We start from the raw sequence: 18,844 nt of genomic DNA on the forward strand, positions 1-18,844 counted from the left end.
GGGACGGGCGGCGAGGGCGTCGAGAGGGGGATCATACGGTGGCCGGAGTCTTCTCGCGGGAGGTCACCACGTTCTCCTCACGGGAGGCGGAGGGGCGGCCGTGGTGGCGCAGGGCCGTCATCGTCAGCACCGCCAGGACCAGGAACGTGCCCGCCCCCACCAGCGCCACCACGTTCAGCCCACCCGTGAAGGCCGTCCGCGCCAGCTCGATCACGTCCGCCCGCCCCGTCGCCACCGCGGCCGTGACGCTCTCCCGCGCGCTCCCGAGTCCGGCCGGCAGTTGCGAGCGGTAGACGGCGGTGCCCAGGCTGCCCAGCAGCGCGACGCCCACGGCTATGCCGAACTCGCCCGACGTCTCGCTCAGCGCCGCGGCGGAGCCGGCCTTCTCGGCGGGGGCGGCCGTCATGATGACGCCGTTCCCGACGCCCATCGGCATCGCGATCCCGGCGGAGGCCAGCACCAGCCCGGTCACGACCAGCCACAGGCCGCCGACGCTGGGCACCTGGGTGTGCAGGAGCAGCCCGGCCGCGCCGATCAGGAGCCCGGCTCCCATCACGTACGCCGTCCCGAACCGGCCGGCCAGCCGGGGCGCCGCCGTCAGCGCGACGATCATCGCGAGGTTCTGCGGCACCAGCCACAGCCCGGCCTGCAGCGGCGACAGTCCGGCCACGGTCTGCAGGTACGTGGTGGACATCAGCGACGTCCCGGCCATGACGACGCCGCCCAGCAGCAGCATCACCAGAGTGACGGCGAACGCCCGGTTCCCGAACAGCCGCAGGTCCAGCAGCGGGCTGGTCAGCCGGCGCTGACGCCGGACGAACACCGCGCCCACGACCAGGCCGAGGACGGTCGCGCCCACGGAGACCACGCCGGGGCCGCCGCGCGCCAGGTCCTTGAGCCCGTACACGACCGGCAGGATGGCGGCCAGCGACAGCGCGACGCTGGCCAGGTCGAGCCGCCCGGCGGCCGGGTCACGGTACTCGGGCAGCAGCGAGCGTCCCGTCACCAGCAGCAGCACCATGAACGGCACGCCCAGCAGGAACGCCGACCCCCACCAGAAGTGCTCCAGCAGTACCCCGCCGACCAGTGGCCCGACGGCCATGCCGACCATGAAGCAGCTGAACCAGATCCCGATCGCCGTCCCCATCTGCTTGGGGTCGCGGAACATGTTGCGCAGCAGAGCCATCGACGACGGCATCAGCGTCGCCCCGGCCACGCCGAGCAGCGCGCGGGTGGCGATGAGCATCTCGGCGTTCACCGAGAACGCCGCCAGCACCGACGCGACCCCGAAACTGGCCGCCCCGATCAGCAGCAGCCGGCGGCGGCCGATCCGGTCGCCCAGCGTTCCCATGGTGACCAGGAAGCCCGCCAGCAGGAAGGAGTAGATGTCCAGGATCCAGAGCTGCTGCGAGGCGGTGGCGCCCAGGTCGGCGGTGAGGTTCGGCAGCGCCAGGTAAAGGATGCTCACGTCGAGCGACAGGAGCAGGGCGACCGAGGCGAGCACGCCCAGTCCGATCCATTCGCGACGTCCGGCTTGAGGGTTCATCGGTGGTTCCTTTCTCAGTTGCCTCCACCGTGCCGGAGCGCGCTTCAGATCCCCTTCCCGCCCGCTTAAGGTGACCTTTATGCGCTTTGGGGTGCTCGGCCCGCTGGCCGTTTGGACTGATCAGGGGGAGTCCGTCACGATCCCCGGGCTGAAGGTGCGCGCGCTGCTCGCCGATCTCCTGGTGGACGAGGGACGGCCGATCTCGATCGACCGGCTCGTGGACGACCTGTGGGAGGGGGAGCCGCCGAACAACCCGGCGGGCGCGCTCCAGGTCCGCGTCTCGCAGCTTCGCCGCGCGCTGGAGGACGCCGAGCCGGGCGGCAAGAACCTGATCGTCTCGCGCGCGCCCGGCTACCTGCTCAAGGCGGGCGAGGGGACGGTGGACGCCGCCCGGTTCGCGGAGCTGCTGGCGCGGGCGGAGACGGCCGGGAGCCCGCGGACGAGGGCGTCGCTGCTGTCGGACGCGCTGGCGTTGTGGCGCGGGCCGGCGTTCGCGGACTTCGCCGACTTCGAGTACACGCGGGCGGCGATCGTACGGCTGGAGGAGCAGCGGCTGTCCGCTCTGGAGCAGCACGCGGAGGCGCGGCTGGAGCTCGGCGAGCACGGCCTGCTCGTGGGCGAGCTGGGCGACCTGGTGGCCAGGCATCCGCTGAGGGAGCGGCTGCGCGCCGTCCACATGCGGGCCCTCTACCGCGCGGGACGGCAGAGCGAGGCCCTGGCCACCTACGGCGACCTGCGCGAACGGCTGGCCGAGGAACTGGGGCTCGACCCTGGCCCCGAGTTGGTGGCGCTGCACCAGCAGATACTCGGCCAGGACCCGACGCTGAGCGCCCCGGCCGAACGCCCCGCGACGAACCTGCCCGCCTCCCTCAACGCCCTCATCGGGCGTGACGAGGCGATCGCCGAGGTCGGCGCGCTGCTGGAGTCGGCCAGGCTCGTCACGCTGACGGGCAGCGGCGGCGTGGGCAAGACACGGCTGGCGCTGGAGACGGCGGCGCGGCTCGCGGACGCCTACCCGGACGGCGCGTGGCTGGTCGAGCTGGCGCCGCTCGACCCGGGCTCGCTCGGCCCGGGCTCGTTCAACCCGGGCTCGCTCAACCTGGGCTCGCTCGGCCCGGGTTCGCTCGACGGCAGGGGAGGGCCGGGTGATCCCGGGCAGGCGGTGGCCGAGACCGTCGCGGCGGCGCTCGACATCCGCGAGGACTCCGGCGGCACGTCGCTGATCGACCGGCTCGCGGGCGCGCTGCGGACCCGCCGGTCGCTGCTGGTGCTGGACAACTGCGAGCACGTGATCGAGCAGGTCGCCGAGCTGACCGAGCGCCTGCTGCGGGCCGCCCCGGGGCTGCGCGTGCTGGCCACCAGCCGCGAGCCGCTGGCGGTGGCGGGCGAGGCGCTGTGGAGCGTGCCGCCGCTGGACGTGCCCGCCGCCGACGTTCCCGACGACGTTCCCGTTGAAGGGCCGGCCGGGCAGGAGACGGTGGAGCGGGTGGCGCGCTCCAGCGCGGTGCGGCTGTTCGTGGCGCGGGCGGCGGCGTCGGCGCGCGGGTTCACGCTGGACGCAGGCAACGCCCCGGCGGTCGCGCAACTGTGCCGCCGGCTGGACGGGATCCCGCTGGCGCTGGAGCTGGCCGCGACCCGCGTACGGGCGCTCGGCGTGCACGGCGTCGTGTCCAGGCTGGACGACCGGTTCAGGCTGCTGGCCTCCGGGCAGCGGGGCGCGCCGGCCCGGCAGCAGACGCTGACCGCGGTCATCGACTGGAGCTGGCAGCTGCTGACCGAGCCGGAACGCGCCGTCCTGCGTCGCCTGGCCGTCCACGCCGACGGCTGCACGCTGGAGGCCGCCGAGGAGACCTGCGCCGAGGGCGGCCTGGACGTGCTCGACCTGCTGATGCGCCTGGTGGACCGCTCGCTGGTGGTCGTGACGGACACGGCGAGCGGCGTACGGTACCGGCTGCTGGAGTCGGTGGCCGAGTACTGCCTGGCCCGGCTCTCGGAAGCGGGTGAGACCGAACGGGTGCGGCAGGCGCACGCCGCCTGTTACGCGGCGCTGGCCGCACGGGCCGAGCCGTTCCTTTACGGCCACGACCAGCGCGAATGGCTGCTGCGGCTGGACGCCGAGTCCGCCAACACGCGTACGGCGCTCGACACCGCGATCGGGGCCGGGGACACGGCGACGGCGTTGACGCTGGTGAACGCGCTGGCCTGGTACTGGATCCTGCGCGGCAGGCTGGCCGAGGGCCGCCGCTCGCTGGAGGCCGCCCTGACGGTGGCGGACGACGGCCAGGAGGCGGCGCGGGCCGGGGCGTGGCGGGCCGTGTTCGGGGAAATGGCCGGGGACGACGTCGACTGGCGTCCGGCCCTGGAACGGCTCCAGGACCCGGGCCGGCGGGCCAGGGCGGAGTGCGTCCTCGGGCGGATCATGCGCGACGCGCCGACCGGGCAGGAGCTGGTGACCAGGGCGCTGACCACATTCCGCGCGAACGGCGACAAATGGGGGATCGCGGCCGCGCTGAGCTGCCGCTCGCGCGACGCGTTCACCCGGCGCGACTTCGACGCGCTGGAACGGGACGGGGAGGAGAGCGCGCGCCTGTTCAGGGAGCTCGGCGATCACTGGGGTGTGCTGCAGGCCACCGAGTGGCTCGGCGGGATGGCCCAGATGGGCGGGGAGGGGGAGAAGGCCAAGCGGTTGTTCGCCGAGGGGCTGCGGATGGCCGAGGACCTCGGGCTGTGGCCGGAGGCGGCCCGGCGCACCTCGTGGCTGGGCTGGGTCGCGCTCGACGCGGGCGACTTCGAGCAGGCCATGGAGCTGTGCGGACGGGCCATGCGCGCCGCCATCAGCCAGGGCTCCTGGGAGGTCACGACCATGGCCGAGATGGGCTTCGCGAACGCCGCCCGCCGGGCCGGGCACCTCGACCTGGCCGAGAAGCACCTGAACCACCTGCTCGAGGGCGTCCCCCGCGACCCGGAGGCGGAGCCCGCCCTGCTGCTGCCGACGACGCTCACCGAGCTGGGGTTCCTGGTCGAGCGGCGCGGTGACGCCGCCACCGCCAAGGAGCTGCAGCTGGAGGCGCTGGTGGCCGGCCAGCGCATCGGCGACCCCAGCTCGTCCGCGTGGGCCGTGGAGGGCCTGGCCTCCGCCCTGGCGGCGGGCGGCGCGGCCGAGCCGGCGGCCCGGCTGCTGGGGCTGGCGGCGGCGGCCCGCGACCACAACCGCACCCCTGCCGCCCCTTCGGAGTCGGCCGAGACCGAGCGGGTGACCGGGGCGGTGCTGGAGACGCTGGGGCGGGCGGCGTACGAGGCGGCGTACGAGAAGGGCCGCCGCCTCAAGCTGGAGGACGCCGCCGCCCAGCTGTGAAGGCGGTCAGAGGGGCAGCCGGTCAGGGGCTCAGGCGCACAGGGGCTAAGGCGGTCAGGCGGTCACGGTGAGAGGTGGCGGCTGAGCCAGGCCAGGGCCAGCGGATACCGGTACTCGATGGCCATGTGCCCCGCGTCGAACAGCTCGAAGTAGACCCGCTCGTCCTCCACCCCCGCCGCCTCCAGCGCCCGCCGGAACGCCACCGCCCCGAAGTCGAGGAAGAACTCGTCGCGGTTCCCCGCGTCGACCCAGATCGCCCGCATCGACCGCAGCGCCTCGGCGTATTCGGGCCGCCCGGCCATCAGCACCGGGTCCCAGGCCAGCCACCGCTCCCACACCTCGGGAACGACGGCGCCCGTGTCGTCGAACGGCACCCGCACCGTCCCGTCCTCGTCGGCCGAGTACGCCGCCGCGTACGCGTAGATCTCCAGCAGCTCCAGGTCGCCTTCGCGGGTCATCGCGATGCGGCTGCGGAAGTCGGCCAGGAACTTCTCGTACGAGCCGTCGTACATGTCGCGCAGCCGCCGCGCCACATCCGGCAGCGCGGAGCGGGTGCTCACGTCGAACAGCGCGTCGCCCGCGTGGGTGGCCAGCGCGCCGAACACGTCCGGCCGCAGCATCGCGGTGACCATCGCCCCGTAGCCCCCGCTGGACTTGCCGGTGACCGCCCGGTGGTCGCGGCTGGCGAGCGTCCGGTAGCGAGCGTCCACCCACGCCACGACCTCCTCGCACAGGTACGAGTGGTAGCGCCCGGTCCCCGGCGAGTCGAGGAACTGGCTGCCGGCCAGCGAGGTCCACGCGTCCACGAACACGACGATCGCCGGCGGCACGTCGCCCGCCGCGAACACCCCGTCGGCCAGCTCCGGGTACGTCCGGCGGAACGGCGCCCGGTTCGACCACATCGCGACATGCCCGGTATAGCCCTGCAGCACGTAGATGGACGGGTAGCGCCGGTCGGAGTCGTCGTACCCGGGCGGGACGTACACGTACAGGGGCCGCTCGTGCGGATCCCCCAGGGGGTTGTCCCGCAGCAGGGCGCTGTCGATGACGTGGTGGTCGATCCGGCCGGCGAGATCGTCGGACCAGGGCAGCATGCGCATCTCCTCCGATGGGGTGAAAACGGCCGACGGTGTGGATCAGCCGACGGACGACGTGACAGTATCCACGCCCGACTGCGTGACGGCCCGCCCCGACACCAGCACGAGCGAGACATTACGCAGGTCGGCCAGCCGTTCGAGCGGGTTGCCCGCGACGGCGATCAGGTCGGCCCGCTTGCCCGCCTCCAGCACGCCCGTCACGTCGGCGAGCCCGCAGGCGTCGGCCGCGCGCACGGTGGCCAGCTCGATGATCTCCGGCGCCTTGAACCCGGCCAGCTCGAAGGTCTCCAGCCCGCCCACGAACCCGTCCGCCCGGTTCTCCAGCCCGAACAGCCCGAACCCGCAGTCGGTCCCCGCGATCATCCGCACCCCGGCGTCGTGCATGGCCGAGACCTTCTCCAGCCACGCCTCCATGACCCCGGGCGGGGCCAGCTTGTGCATCTGCCGGTAGAGGCCGTGCACGGTCGGGCAGACGTACGTGTCGCTGGCGGCGATGCGGTCGACCAGCTCGGCGTCGTACACCGGCCCCGAGGCCGTGTGGAACGTGCAGTGCTCGATCGTCGCCACCCCCGCGTCGAGCGCCCTGGCGATCGCCTCGCTCGAATGGGCGTGCACCGCGACGCGCTTGCCGCGCATGGCGGCCTCCTCGACGACGGCCCTGATCTGGCCGGTCGAGTACTGCGGGACCCAGGAGGGCGCGCTGCCCGGCGTCGCCTGGCCGCCCGAGGCCATGACCTTGAGGAGGTCGGCGCCGGCGCGCAGGTTCTCCCGCGCGACGCGGCGGATGGCGGGCTCGTCGTCGGCCTCGCCGCCCAGGTACCAGCAGTGGCCGCCGGTGTTGGTGATCGGGCGGGTGGCGGCGAGCACGTGCGGGCCGACGGTGATGCCCTCCTCGATGGCATTGCGTAACTCGATGTCGAGGAAGTCGCGTCCGCCCAGGTCGCGGGCGGTGGTGACGCCGGCGGAGACGAGCTTGCGGGCGTTCTCGGCCATGCGGAGGAGCAGGTGGGCGTCGCTCTCGGCGCCGCGGCCGGTGCGCGGGTCGCGGGTGGTGTCGAAGCCGAGGTGCACGTGCGCGTCGATCATGCCGGGCATGATCGTGTGACCGGGCAGGTCGAGCACGTCCTCGCTCTCCTGGCTCCGCGGGCGCACCGCGACGATCTGCGAACCGTCGATCACCACCTCGCCGTCGTGGACCACCTCACCAGGACGGCCGGTGAGTACGGCGGCTCCGCGGACGATCTTCATTGATCACACTCCCTCTCGGTGTCCGGAGATCAGCCTGCCACCTCCGGCCCGCGTCCGCGCGCCGCTAGTCTTCCCCTGTGGACAACGCAGAACTCAAGGACCGGGTACGCGAGCTGCGGGCCGAGGGCAGGTCCCCCAAGGAGATCGCCCGCACGCTCGGCGTGGCCCCGTCGGTCGTGGCGCCCCTCGTGCGCGCCGTCGCGGCCGAGGCCGGCGCGGCGGCGGGGGCGCCCGAGGTGGCCGGATGCTGGGTGAACGTCGGCTGGAGCGCCGGCCTCACCGTCGACCCCGCCCGCGACTGGACCGACGAGAAGCCGTCGGCCGACGAGCTGGCCGGGCAGGTGTGCGTGCTGGTGGCCCGCAAGCACGGCTGGGACCGGCTGTCGGTGTGCGGATACCTGGCCGACGTCTACTGCATGGGCGTCAAGGACCTGATCGGGCCGGACGTGATCGACGACCGGCAGCTCAGCCGGTTCCGCGAATACTTCTTCAGCGACTACGCCGGGTGGCAGGAGGCGCCGATCGAGCTGGCCAGGCACCTGGTGCACGGGTCGGTCGACCACGCGCGCGGGCTGGGCCTGGAGCCGTACGAGATGTTCGAGTCGGCCTCCCACCTGCTGGGGGAGTGGACGCCCGGCACGTCGGCGATCACCTTCGGGCGCGAGGGCAGGCCCTACTACGTGCCCGGCCCCAACGACGAGAGCGCCAAGGTCATCCGCAAGATGGAGGCCGCCGTCGGGGCGTCGGGGTTCGACGTCAGCGAAGGCCGGTGACGCGCATCGTGATGTTCAGGCGGCCCTCGGCCAGGCCGGTGCCGGGGTCGCCGGTGCCCGGGTAGACCTTGGGCACGCCGTGGTAGGCGAAGCGTGACGGCCCGCCGAACACGAACAGGTCGCCGCTGGAGAGCCGCACGTCGGTGTACGGCCGGCCGCGCGTCTCGGTGTTGCCGAAGCGGAACAGGCAGTCGTCGCCGATGCTGAGGGAGACCACGGGGGCGGCGGAACGCTCGTCCTTGTCCTGGTGCATGCCCATACGGGCCTGGCCGTCGTAGAAGTTGACCAGCGCGGTGTCCGGCGTGTAGCCGGCGGCCTCGCCGTAGGCGGTGGTCAGGGCGCGGCGGCCGAGGCCGACCATCCACTCGGGGAAGTCGGCGACGCGGCGGCCGTTCACGTCCTCGGCGACGCGCGTGTACTTGTACGGCTGCCAGTGCCACCCGACGCACACCGTCCGCACCGACATGACGCCGCCCCGGGGCAGCACGGTATGGCGGATCGGCACCGGGCCCGTCGCCCATTCGCGGCACGCCCGTACGAGGCGCCGCTGCTCCTCGAGCGTCAGCCACCCGGGAACGTGCACGGCGCCCGGCGCGATCTCCCGGCTGGGCAGCGGGATCACCACGCCTCCCGATCGGACGACGGGGTCATGTGACCTCCCGGCTGGGCAGCGGGGTCATGTGGCCTCCCGGTGGATCAGGTTGCGGCCGAGCCGCCAGGTCGTGCCGTCGGCGTCCACCCCGCGCATGCCCTCCAGTGTCCCGGGCGCGGCCAGCGCCACCGCCTGGGCCGTCGCGGCGAACCCGTACGTACGTCCAGGATCCCACCCGGTGCTCAGCCGCAGCCGCTCACCCATCCGCGCCCATCCCGCCGGCGCGCCCGCCACCACCCACGCGTCCGGGTCCCCGGCGGCGAACCGCCTGGCCTGGCGCAGCCAGGACGCCGCCTCCTCGGGCCAGTCGACCATCGCCAGGACGGTGCGGCCGTCGCCTTCCCACGCCTCGGCGAACGCCCGCGCCGTGGGGGCGGCGTCGCGCCCGTGCCCGACCACCACCGTCCCGGCGCGCGGCCGCGCGGCGTCCAGCAGCTCGATCACCCCCGCCAGCTCGGCCGTGGTGTGACGGCCCTCCTTCCAGCTCCGGTACGTTGCGGGCAGGCACACCGAGCACGGCCGGTACCCCGCCGCGATGGCGGTCGCCTCGTCCGCGAAGAACACCCGTTCGCCGACATATCCGCCCCGCGTGATCGCCCGGAGCGCCGACGGGCAGTCCAGCCGCCCGTACAGCCGGGCCCGCCGGTGCCCGCCCAGCGTCCCCGGGACCGCGCTCCGGTACGGCCACCCGTCGGCGCCGATGAGCGTGTGCATCACTTCGCGTCGTGCAGGACGAGGCCCAGCGCGTGCCGCAGCCCGGACCGTACGGTGCTCACCCCGTGCCGCACCGGCGAGGCCGACCACCCGCGCGCCGACCGCACCGGCCGGTCGCGGGTGGTGAAGATCAGCCCGTGCCCCTGGGGCAGCAGGGTGACCGTGCCCCGCGACTGCGCCCGTGGCCGCTGTTCCACCATCAGGAACTCGCCGCCGGTGTAGTCGTCACCCGGCCTGTCCAGGCCGATCACCACCTGGAGCGGGAAGACCAGGTCGCCGTAGAGGTCCCGGTGCAACGCGTTCCAGTCGCCTTCCCGGTAACGCAGCAGGATGGGGGTGGGCTTGGTCTGCCCGGCCTTGTGGCACATGTCCAGCCAGTCGCCGAAGTCGTCCGGCCAGGGCGCGGGCTGCCCCAGCCGCGCCGCCCAGTCACGGGCGATCGGCAGCAGGTGCGGGTAGAACGCCGCCCGCAGCTCCGCCACCGCCTCCGGGAACGGCTCCTGGAAGTAGCGGTACTGGCCCCGGCCGAACCGGAAACGCTCCATGTCGATCGTGGAACGGAACCGGCCGGCCTCCTCGTACAGGGCCGAGATGCCCGCGCAGTCGGCCGCGGAGAGGAGCCGCGGCGTCAGGGCGCACCCGTGGGCCTCGACCTCCTCGGCCAGCGCCGCCCAGTCGGCCTTCCTGATGTCCTCCATGAGATCCTCCCTTCGGATCGTGTGCTCAGAACGCGAGCTGCGGCTGGAGCGCGCCTTCGAGCGTGAGCAGCGCCTGCTTGCGCTCGACCCCGCCCGCGTACCCGGTCAGCGAGCCGTTCGCGCCGACGACGCGGTGGCAGGGGCGGACGACGAGCAGCGGGTTCGCGCCGATCGCCGCGCCGACCGCGCGGATCCGGTCGCGGGGCGCGCCCACCGTCGCCGCGAGCTCGCCGTACGTCGTGGTGGTCCCGTACGGGACGGCGGCCACGGCCTCCCAGACGCGCCGCTGGAAGTCCGTCCCGGCGTCGGCCGCCTCCAGCTCGAAGCCGGTCCGCTCACCCGCGAAGTACTCGCGGAACTGCCGCTCGACCTCGGCGAACACCCCCGGCTCCCGCCGCCACCCGGGCTGCGGGGCGCCGTCGAACGCCACTCGGACCAGCGCTCCCTTCGCGGTGCCGGCGAGCAGGATCCCGCCCAGCGGGCTGTCGATCGTGGTGTAGATGCTCATACCTCTTACAACACCGCCGCCGCCGCGAACGTCGGCGGTTTTCGGACCTCTGGGCACCTTGTTTGTTGGGGAGCGATTGTCGGTGTTTAGATAGCCTTCGGTGGTTTTCCCGGGACTCAAGGGACCCATGAACAGGCTGACTGACGAGGATCTGGCCCTGCTCCTGCTGATCAGGCTCTTCGAGCGGAAGCTGCTCGCGCTGTTCGAGCGGGGCGCGCTCAACGGCACCACCCACACCTGTCTCGGCCAGGAGTACGTCCCCGTCTCGCTGCGGCCGCTGTTACGCGCCGACGACTGGGTGTTCAGCAACCACCGGGGGCACGGCCACTATCTCGCCCGGTTCGACGACCCCGACGGGCTGCTGGCCGAGATCATGGGCAGGAAGGGCGCGGTCTGCGACGGGGTGGGCGGCAGTCAGCATCTCAAGCGCGACCGCTACCTGTCCACCGGCGTTCAGGGGCAGAGCCTGCCCGTCGCGACCGGTGTCGCCCTGAACCTCAAGCGCACCGCGCCGGGCGCGCTGGCCTGCGTGTACGTCGGCGACGGCACGTGGGGCGAGGGCGCCGTGTACGAGGCCCTGAACCTGGCCCAGCTCTGGCGGCTGCCGCTGCTCGTGGTGGTCGAGCACAACGGGATCGCCCAGTCCACGCCGACGGAGCTGCAGATGGCGGGCAGCGTCGCGGGGCGGGCGGCGGCGTTCGGGATCGGGCATCGCCGCGTCGAGGGGTGGGACGTGGCCGACATAAGGCAGCAGCTCGCCCCGCTCGTCGAGCACGTGCGTACGGAGCCGGCGCCGCTGGTGGTCGAGTTCGCCACGCACCGGCTCGGCCCGCACAGCAAGGGCGACGACACCCGGCCCGCCGACCGGCGGGGGAAGGACTGGTACGCCGCCTACCGGGCCGCGCACCCCGGCCAGGCGGCGCGGATCGAGGCGGCGGCCGGTGAGCGCGTGGACCGGATCGCCGAAGAGGTGGCCGCCCGCCCGCCGTCTACATGGACGGCCACGTGAAGAACGACATGGACGGCGGCGTGAGAGCTGACGGGGAAGTCGCGTGAGGGTCGGCGAGAACCTCAACCAGGCCCTGCACGGCCTGCTCGGCGACGACCCCAGCGTGTACGTCCTCGGCGAGGACCTCCTGGACCCGTACGGCGGCGCCTTCAAGATCACCCGAGGGCTGTCCGCCCGCTTCCCCGGCCGCGTCCTGACCACGCCGCTCAGCGAGGGCGCCATCGTCGGCGCCGCCTCCGGCCTCGCGCTGGCGGGGGACAAGGCGATCGTGGAGATCATGTTCGGCGACTTCGCCGCGCTCGCCTTCGACCAGATCGTGAACTTCGCCAGTAAGTCCGTCTCCATGTACGGCCACCGCGTCCCCATGCCGATGGTCATCCGCTGCCCGTCGGGCGGCAACCGCGGCTACGGCCCCACCCACAGCCAGAACCTGCAGAAGCACTTCGTCGGCGTGCCGGGGCTGTCGCTGTTCGAGATGTCGCCGTTCCACGACAACCGGGCCGTCCTCGACCGGATGCTGGCCTCGGCGCGGCCGTGCCTGCTGTTCGAGGACAAGGTCCTGTACACGCGCGGGATGTACGAGGTGGACGACCTGTTCGCCTGGGAGCTGGCGGGGGACGTGGCGGTGGTCCGGCCCGACCTCCCGGCCGCCGGCGCGGACTACGCCCTGATCGCCCCCGGCGGCGTGGCGCACCGGGCCGTCGCCGCCATGCGGTGGCTGCTGCTCGAACACGACCTGGCCGGCACGCTGTACGTCCCGTCCCAGTTGTACCCGTTCGACGTGAGCGGCCTGCTGCCCGCCCTCGGCGCGGCGGGGCTGGTGTGCGTCGCGGAGGACGGCAGCGCGGGCGGCACCTGGGGCAGCCACGTCGCCGCCGAGCTGCACACCCGCCTGTGGGGGTCGCTCAAGCGGCCGGTCCGCCTGGTCAGCTCGGCCGACGGCGTCATCCCCACGGCTCCGCACCTGGAACGGGACGTGGTGCTCCAGGACACCACGATCCGCCGGGCCGTACTGGAGGCTCTGCATGGGTGAGATCCGGGTCCCCAAGCTGAACAACAACGACTCGGAGTACACGCTCCTCGAATGGCTCGCCGCCGACGGCGCCGAGGTGCGGCGGGACGACGCGCTGGCGTCGGTGGAGACGTCCAAGGCGGTGGAGGAGCTGGTCAGCGAGCACGACGGGATGCTCACACACGTCGTACGGGCGGGCGCCACGTGCGCCCCGGGCCAGGTCATCGCCCACATAGCCGCAGCCCACGCCGCACCCCAGCCCACAGAACCGCCGACCACAGAACCCCCGACCACAGAACCGCCGGCCACAGAACCCCCGGCCACAGAACCGCCGGCCACAGAACCCCGGACCGCCGGATCTTCCGACGGGCCGGTGATCACCGCGCCCGCGCAGGCCCTGCTGGACGAGCTGGGCCTCGACCCCGCTCTGGTCCGCGCCCTCCCCCTCAAGGTCGTCCGCCGGACCGACGTGGAGCGCCTCGCCACCGGCTCCTCCGGCGGCACCCGCCCGCTCTCCCCGCACCAGCGCGCCGTGGCCCGCACTGTCACCCTGTCCCACCGGACCATCCCCGCCGCCTACACGGCGATCAAGGTGGACGTCACCCCGGCCCTGGCCACGGCCCGCGCCCTCACCCGCCGCCTGCGCAGGCTGGTCGGCCTGCCCGACCTGCTCATCGCCGCCGTGGCCCGGCAGCACGAGGCGTTCCCGGTGTTCTTCGCCGAGCTGGTGGACGACACGACCGCCCGCCTCCCCGACGCCCCGCGGGTGGGCGTCACGATCGACATGGGTGAGGGCCTGTACGTCCCGGTGATCCGCGACCGCCTGACCGTCGCGGACATCGCCGAGCGCCTGGCCGGGTTCCGCGCGCTGGCCCAGCGCGGCGGCTTCAGGGAGGAGCACCTGGCGGGCGCGAACATCGTCGTCACCCTCCACCACGACGCCGACATCGTCATGGCCGTCCCGATCATCCACCCCGGCAACGCCTGCGCCCTGGCCCTCACCTCGCCCCAGCCGGAGGCGGACCGCACGGTGGCGGTCATCGGGCTGGCCTACGACCACCGGCTGATCAACGGCCGGGAGGTGGTCCTGTTCCTCCAGGCGCTGAAGGAGACGCTAGAGACCGCGTCCGAGAGCCTGTAGCCCGACCAGGTCGTCGGGGGGCGCGTCGGCACTGCGGTCGAGCAGCCCCGGCAGCCGCGAGCGCAGCGCCACCACCGCGAGCACCGCCATCGCCACGGCGAACAGCACGTACATCAGCCCGACGCCGCGCCCGGCCCCCGTGCCGATGACCGTCCCCACGGTGGAGGCCAGCGCGCCGCCCGGGGCCAGCAGCGGGTCGAACACCGCCGCCCCGTACGGCGCCACGAGCCCGAACCCCAGCGGCAGCGTCGACCAGGCGATCAGCGTGTTCAGCGCGAACACCCGCCCGTGGAACCGCTGCGGCACCTTGACCTGCACGATCGTGGCGTAGATCCCGTTCAGCAGCGTCAGCCACAGCGACATCCCGAACGCCCCCACGCCGATCGTCACCAGGTCCGCCCGCACCCCCGTCACCAGGCAGAACCCGGCCAGCGCCAGCGTGCACCACAGCACCGCCCGCATCCGTCCCCGGCCCGGCCCGCCCCACGCCGTCATGGCCAGCCCGCCGAGGAAGACCCCCAGCCCCGACACGAACGAGATCCGCCCCACGTCGGCCAGCGTCGCGAAGGAGAGCACCAGCGGGGAGAGGAGCAGGAACAGCGGCGACAGGAAGACGTTCAGCACCGCGAAGTAGCCGAGCATCCGGCGGAACCCCTGGTCGCCCCACGTGTAGCGGAACCCGGCCGCCATCTCCGCCAGCACCGGCTCCTTGCGCCGCCACGCCATCGCGGAGGGGAAGCGCACCAGCAGCGTCACCCCGATCGCGAACACGTAGCTGGCCACGTCCAGTACCAGGATGCCCTCCAGCCCGATCGCCGCCATCAGGCCGACGGCCACGATCGGGACGAGCAACTGCGTCATCCCTCCGGCCATCTGCACGATGCCGTTGGCGTGCCCGAGGTAGCGCTTGGGCACGAGCTGCGGCACGGCCGACTGGTAGGCCAGCCGCTGGAACGTCAGCGCCAGCGACAGCAGCGCGAGCAGCGGATAGATGTGCCAGGTGCGCAGGTTCCCGGTCCAGAGCAGGGCGCCGAGCGCGAGCTGGGTGGTGATGGCGGCGGCGTCGCCGCCCAGCATGACGGCCCGCCGGTTCCCCCGGTCCACGATCGCGCCGGCGAGCGGCGCCACCAGCATCCCCGGCACCAGCCCGATGACCGCGAGCAGCGCGAACTGCGCCAGCGACCCGGTCGTCAGGTAGATCCACAGGGGGATGGCGAACCCGGTCAGCGCCGACCCGACGATGGACACGAGCTGCCCGCTCGCGACGACCAGGAAGCGCCGCATGCTCGGCTGCGGGCCGGTCGCCACCGGGCCGGACCCGGCTCTGGACACCTCGCGCACCCGCCAGCTCGCCGCGCCGGGCGGCGGCTGCCCCCCGGTGATGGCGGGGTGGGTGCGGGTCACGATCTCGGCCAGCTCCTGCGCCCGATATTTCAGGAAGAAGTGGCCGGCCTCGTCCAGCTCCACCACGGCCGCCGTGGGCGAGAGGAAGTGCCACTCGCGGAAGCGCTCCTCGAAGTACTCGGTCGCCGGGTCGTGCTCGCCCGCCACGCTGATCACCGGCGCCCGCAGCGGCTCCACCGAGCTCTCGAACAGGCCGGTGAAGTACTCCTCGGCCGCCTCACTGTCGCGCCGCATGTTCCGGATGATGTGCCGGGCCTGCCCGGGCTCCAGGTCGGCCATGTCCAGGCCCATGGAGGTCAGCCAGTTGGCGTAACCGCGGTCGCCGCGCAGGAACTCCCTCCTGGCCAGCGTGGTCAGCAACGCCATCGGGCCGCGTCCGGGGCGGGCGAAGGGGAAGATCGCCCCGATGTAGACCGCCTCCAGCTCGCGCCCCTCCGCCTCCAGCCGCCGGGCGATCTCCACGGTCAGGGCCGAGCCCACGCCGCAGTGCCCGTACAGGGCCACGGGCCCGCTCACCTTCTCCTGGATCTCGCGTACGCACCTGGCCGCCACCTCGTCCAGCGGCAGCCGCTCCTCGTCCAGGCCGACGTCGTGCCCCGGGATGGCGACCGACCACAGGGCGTGCGTCCCGGGCAGCGCGTCGGCGAGCGGCTGGTAGACCACGGCCGCGCCGCCCCCGTACGGCACGCACACGTACGTCAGCTCCGGCGCGGCGGCCCGCCGGGGCGTCAGCTCGTGCAGCAGCCCGCTGGAGGCGGCGGCGCCGCCCTCGACCAGCAGGGCCAGCTCACGGATGGTGGGCCGCTTGAACAGGTCCACCACCGCGACGGGCGTCGCGCCCGGCGGCAGCACCCTGCGCAGCCTGGCCACGACCTTGATGGCCAGCAGCGAGTGGCCGCCGGCGTCGAAGAAGTCGTCGTCGAGACCGAAGCCGCCCCCGCCGAGCACCTCCGCCCACACCCCGGCGACCAGGCGCTCGGCGTCCGTGGCGGGCTCGGCGCGCCCCGCCGCCGCCTCCGCCGGCGCGCCGGGATCGGGGAGCTGACGGCGGTCCACCTTGCCGTTGGCGGTCAGCGGCAGCCGGGCGAGCGGGACGAACCGGGAGGGGATCATGTACGCGGGCAGCGTCTCGGCGAGGTGGGCGCGCAACCGCGCCGGGTCCGCGCCGGGGCCGGTCACGTAGGCCACGAGCTGCGCCCGCTCCCGTGGGCCGTGCGCGGTGACGACGCACTCGGCCACGTCCGGATGGCGCGACAGGTGCGTCTCGATCTCGCCCGGCTCGACGCGGTACCCGCGGATCTTCACCTGCTCGTCGGCGCGGCCGAGAAACTCGATCGTGCCGTCGGCGGTGTGGCGGCCCAGATCCCCCGTCCGGTAGAGGCGCTCGCCGGTGCGGGGGTGGACGATGAACGAGGCCGCGGTCCTGGCCAGGTCGCGCCAGTAGCCGGTGGCCACGCCGGCGCCGCCGATGTGCAGGTCGCCGGGCACCCCCACGGGCGCGTCGCAGAGCCCGCGATCGAGCACGCGGAAGAACTGGTTGGCCATCGGGCGGCCGTACGGGACGGACGGCCACGCCGGGTCCACCTCGCCGATCGGATGGAGGATCGACCAGATCGACCCCTCGGTGGCGCCGCCCAGGCTGACCACCTCGGCGTCCGGCGCGAGGGCGCGGACGCGGCCGGGCAGCGACAGCGGGATCCAGTCGCCGGACATCATCACCAGGCGCAGCGAGCCGAGGTCGGCGCCCTCGTGCTCGGCGTGGTCGGCCAGCAGCTCCATGAGGGCGGGCACCGAGTTCCAGACGGTGACGCGGTGCTCCTCCACCAGACGGGCCCAGGCGGCCGGGTCCTTGTCGGCCTCCGGGCCGCCCATGACGAGGGTCGCGCCGGCGGCCAGCGCGCCGTACACGTCGTACACGGACAGGTCGAAGCTGAGCGCCGACAGGGCGAGCACCCGGTCGCCGGGGCCGACGCGGAAGCGGTGGTTGACGTCGCGGACGGTGTTCAGGGCGGCCCGGTGCTCGATCATCACGCCCTTGGGCGCGCCGGTCGAGCCGGAGGTGAAGATCACGTACGCGAGGTCGTCGGGCGCGGCGGGACACACCGGCGCCGAGGATCCGGAACCGGTCTCCCGCACGGCCACGGGGGTCACGCCGGCCGGCCAGGACAGCTCCAGCCACGGCTGCGTCACCGCGACGCGGCACCCGCCGCGCTCCAGCAGCTCGAACCGCCGCCGCTCCGGCAGGTCGGCGTCGACCGGCAGGTACGCCGCCCCCGCCTTGCCGACGGCCAGCACCGCGACGACCTGCTCCCAGCCGCGCTCCATCACGACCCCGACCAGCTCGCCCCGCCCGGCCCCCGCGGCGGTCAGCTCGGCCGCCAGCGCGCCGGCCCGCCGCTCCAGCTCCGCGTACGTGATCGCGCCCCCGGGATGGACGACGGCGACGGCGTCGCCCGCGTGCGCCGCCCGCTCCTCGAACGGCCGGTGCAGCAGCCCCGGCTCGCCCAGGTCGAGGCCGGTGTCGTTCCAGCGGCGACGCTCCTCCCGCTCCTCGGCGGTGAGCAGCTCGATCTCCGCGACGGGAGCCGACGGATCGGCGGCGATCCCCTCCAGCAGCGCCGTGAAGTGCCCGGCCATGCGCGCGATCCGCTCGGCGGAGAACAACGCGGTGTTGTGGACGAACAGGAACGAACCATCACCCCCGGTGTAGAGCTCCAGGTCGAACCGGGTCGCCCACACCCCCGGCGCGAACCCCTCGACCCGGAGATCACCCGGCGCCGCCTCCGCGCCGTAGTTCTGCATCGCGAACAGCACCTGGAACACCGGCGACCGCGACACCTCCCGGGGCACGTTCAGCTCCGCCACCAGCCGCTCGAACGGCAGGTCCTGGTGCGCGTACGCGTCCATGGACAACTCACGCACCCGGCGCAGCAGCTCCGCGAACGACGGCGAGCCCGACAGGTCCACCCGCATCGCCAGCATGTTGACGAAGCACCCGACCAGCCCGTCCAGCTCGGGCAGCGACCGACCGGCCACCGGCGAGCCGACGGCGACGTCGTCCTGCCGGGCGTACCGGCCGAGCAGGGCCGCGAACGCCGCCAGCAGCACCATGTACGGCGTCGCCCCCCGCTCGCGCCCGAGCCGCTCCAGCCGGGCGGTGAGGCCGGCGGGGATCGTGAAAGGGTGCGCCGCGCCCCGATAGGTCAGCTCGGGCGGCCGGGGGAAGTCGGTGGGCAGCTCCAGCGGCGCCAGGCCGTCCAGGCGCTGCCGCCAGTAATTCACGTCGCCGGAGGAGCCGGGCCGCTCGCGCTGCCAGGCGGCGAAGTCCCCGTAGGTGACCGGCAGGTCGGCCAGTGGCCCGCCGTCGCAGCAGGTCAGCAGGTCGCGCAGGAGGATGTTCGCCGACCAGCCGTCGGCCGCGACGTGGTGGACGGCGATGGCCAGCACGTGGTCGTCGGCCGCCAGCCGCACCAGCAGCGCCCTGATCACCGGCCCGTTCACCAGGTCGAACGGCTCGGCCAGGAACGGGTCCACCAGCTCCCGCGCCTCCTCGGCGGTGCCGGCGTCGGCGGTGGTGAGCGGCACGGCGACGGCGTCGGCGATCTCCACGACCGCCACAGGCAGACCGCTGGCCAGTCGTGTCACTTTCAGACCCATCGGCTTGACCAGACGGGCAAGGTAGGTAGC

The 18,844-nt window shown here is 73.6% G+C and carries 13 protein-coding genes; 5 read left to right on the forward strand and 8 right to left on the reverse strand.

The window, feature by feature from the left end:
• Positions 1-31: 31 nt before the first annotated feature.
• Positions 32-1,546: an MFS transporter gene (locus KME77_RS03235; RefSeq protein ID WP_219461785.1), complete on the reverse strand. Its 1,515-nt coding sequence runs from the start codon at positions 1,544-1,546 to the stop codon at positions 32-34.
• A gap of 79 nt (positions 1,547-1,625) precedes the next feature.
• Here KME77_RS03235 and KME77_RS03240 point away from each other — a divergent pair, with 79 nt between their 5' ends.
• Positions 1,626-4,901, forward strand: coding sequence for an AfsR/SARP family transcriptional regulator (locus tag KME77_RS03240; protein ID WP_219461787.1), 3,276 nt, complete (start codon positions 1,626-1,628; stop codon positions 4,899-4,901).
• A 62-nt stretch (positions 4,902-4,963) separates the two neighbouring features.
• Here the strand turns inward: KME77_RS03240 and KME77_RS03245 are convergent, their stop codons facing one another.
• A complete protein-coding gene (locus KME77_RS03245; protein ID WP_219461790.1) occupies positions 4,964-5,995 on the reverse strand; it encodes an alpha/beta hydrolase in 1,032 nt (343 codons plus the stop codon).
• 42 nt (positions 5,996-6,037) lie between these two features.
• Positions 6,038-7,246, reverse strand: a complete 1,209-nt coding sequence (locus tag KME77_RS03250; RefSeq protein WP_219461792.1) for a metal-dependent hydrolase family protein — start codon at positions 7,244-7,246, stop codon at positions 6,038-6,040.
• Between the two features lie 77 nt (positions 7,247-7,323).
• Here KME77_RS03250 and KME77_RS03255 point away from each other — a divergent pair, with 77 nt between their 5' ends.
• Complete coding sequence (locus tag KME77_RS03255; protein WP_219461794.1) at positions 7,324-8,019, forward strand: helix-turn-helix domain-containing protein; 696 nt, start codon at positions 7,324-7,326, stop codon at positions 8,017-8,019.
• Here KME77_RS03255 and KME77_RS03260 read toward each other — a convergent pair.
• The 4 genes from KME77_RS03260 to KME77_RS03275 are packed head-to-tail and all read right to left on the reverse strand — an operon-like array spanning position 8,003 to position 10,591.
• Positions 8,003-8,644 (reverse strand): alpha-ketoglutarate-dependent dioxygenase AlkB family protein, encoded by a 642-nt coding sequence (locus tag KME77_RS03260; RefSeq protein WP_219461795.1) that lies wholly within the window; start codon positions 8,642-8,644, stop codon positions 8,003-8,005. The two genes, KME77_RS03255 and KME77_RS03260, sit on opposite strands and share 17 nt — an antisense overlap.
• A 51-nt stretch (positions 8,645-8,695) precedes the next feature.
• On the reverse strand, positions 8,696-9,385 hold the full coding sequence (locus tag KME77_RS29020) for an Ada metal-binding domain-containing protein (RefSeq protein WP_246609098.1): 690 nt from the start codon (positions 9,383-9,385) through the stop codon (positions 8,696-8,698).
• Positions 9,385-10,083, reverse strand: coding sequence for a 2OG-Fe(II) oxygenase (locus KME77_RS03270; RefSeq protein WP_219461797.1), 699 nt, complete (start codon positions 10,081-10,083; stop codon positions 9,385-9,387). Before KME77_RS03270 ends, KME77_RS29020 begins: the two co-directional genes overlap by 1 nt.
• 25 nt (positions 10,084-10,108) lie before the next feature.
• On the reverse strand, positions 10,109-10,591 hold the full coding sequence (locus KME77_RS03275) for a methylated-DNA--[protein]-cysteine S-methyltransferase (RefSeq protein ID WP_219461799.1): 483 nt from the start codon (positions 10,589-10,591) through the stop codon (positions 10,109-10,111).
• 127 nt (positions 10,592-10,718) lie between these two features.
• On the opposite strand from KME77_RS03275, the gene KME77_RS03280 reads away from it, so the two are divergent.
• The 3 genes from KME77_RS03280 to KME77_RS03290 are packed head-to-tail and all read left to right on the forward strand — an operon-like array spanning position 10,719 to position 13,753.
• Complete coding sequence (locus KME77_RS03280; RefSeq protein ID WP_219461801.1) at positions 10,719-11,600, forward strand: thiamine pyrophosphate-dependent dehydrogenase E1 component subunit alpha; 882 nt, start codon at positions 10,719-10,721, stop codon at positions 11,598-11,600.
• Positions 11,601-11,643: 43 nt separating this feature from the next.
• Complete coding sequence (locus KME77_RS30175; RefSeq protein ID WP_219461803.1) at positions 11,644-12,633, forward strand: alpha-ketoacid dehydrogenase subunit beta; 990 nt, start codon at positions 11,644-11,646, stop codon at positions 12,631-12,633.
• Entirely contained in the window at positions 12,626-13,753 is a 1,128-nt protein-coding gene (locus tag KME77_RS03290) for a 2-oxo acid dehydrogenase subunit E2 (RefSeq protein ID WP_219461804.1), read from the forward strand. Before KME77_RS30175 ends, KME77_RS03290 begins: the two co-directional genes overlap by 8 nt.
• On the opposite strand, the gene KME77_RS03295 is transcribed toward KME77_RS03290, so the two are convergent.
• A complete protein-coding gene (locus KME77_RS03295; protein ID WP_219461807.1) occupies positions 13,727-18,814 on the reverse strand; it encodes a non-ribosomal peptide synthetase/MFS transporter in 5,088 nt (1,695 codons plus the stop codon). The two genes, KME77_RS03290 and KME77_RS03295, sit on opposite strands and share 27 nt — an antisense overlap.
• Between the last annotated feature and the right edge of the window lie 30 nt (positions 18,815-18,844).

The sequence above is a fragment of the Nonomuraea rhizosphaerae genome, assembly GCF_019396405.1.
GTDB lineage: Bacteria > Actinomycetota > Actinomycetes > Streptosporangiales > Streptosporangiaceae > Nonomuraea > Nonomuraea rhizosphaerae.

Coding starts and splice junctions, on each gene's coding strand:
- KME77_RS03280 (WP_219461801.1), top strand. CDS start 10,719: ATGAACAGGCTGACTGACGAGGATCTGGCCCTGCTCCTGCTGATCAGG.
- KME77_RS03240 (WP_219461787.1), top strand. CDS start 1,626: ATGCGCTTTGGGGTGCTCGGCCCGCTGGCCGTTTGGACTGATCAGGGG.
- KME77_RS03235 (WP_219461785.1), bottom strand. CDS start 1,546: ATGAACCCTCAAGCCGGACGTCGCGAATGGATCGGACTGGGCGTGCTC.
- KME77_RS03270 (WP_219461797.1), bottom strand. CDS start 10,083: ATGGAGGACATCAGGAAGGCCGACTGGGCGGCGCTGGCCGAGGAGGTC.
- KME77_RS29020 (WP_246609098.1), bottom strand. CDS start 9,385: ATGCACACGCTCATCGGCGCCGACGGGTGGCCGTACCGGAGCGCGGTC.
- KME77_RS03295 (WP_219461807.1), bottom strand. CDS start 18,814: ATGGGTCTGAAAGTGACACGACTGGCCAGCGGTCTGCCTGTGGCGGTC.
- KME77_RS03275 (WP_219461799.1), bottom strand. CDS start 10,591: ATGAGCATCTACACCACGATCGACAGCCCGCTGGGCGGGATCCTGCTC.
- KME77_RS03245 (WP_219461790.1), bottom strand. CDS start 5,995: ATGCTGCCCTGGTCCGACGATCTCGCCGGCCGGATCGACCACCACGTC.
- KME77_RS03290 (WP_219461804.1), top strand. CDS start 12,626: ATGGGTGAGATCCGGGTCCCCAAGCTGAACAACAACGACTCGGAGTAC.
- KME77_RS03250 (WP_219461792.1), bottom strand. CDS start 7,246: ATGAAGATCGTCCGCGGAGCCGCCGTACTCACCGGCCGTCCTGGTGAG.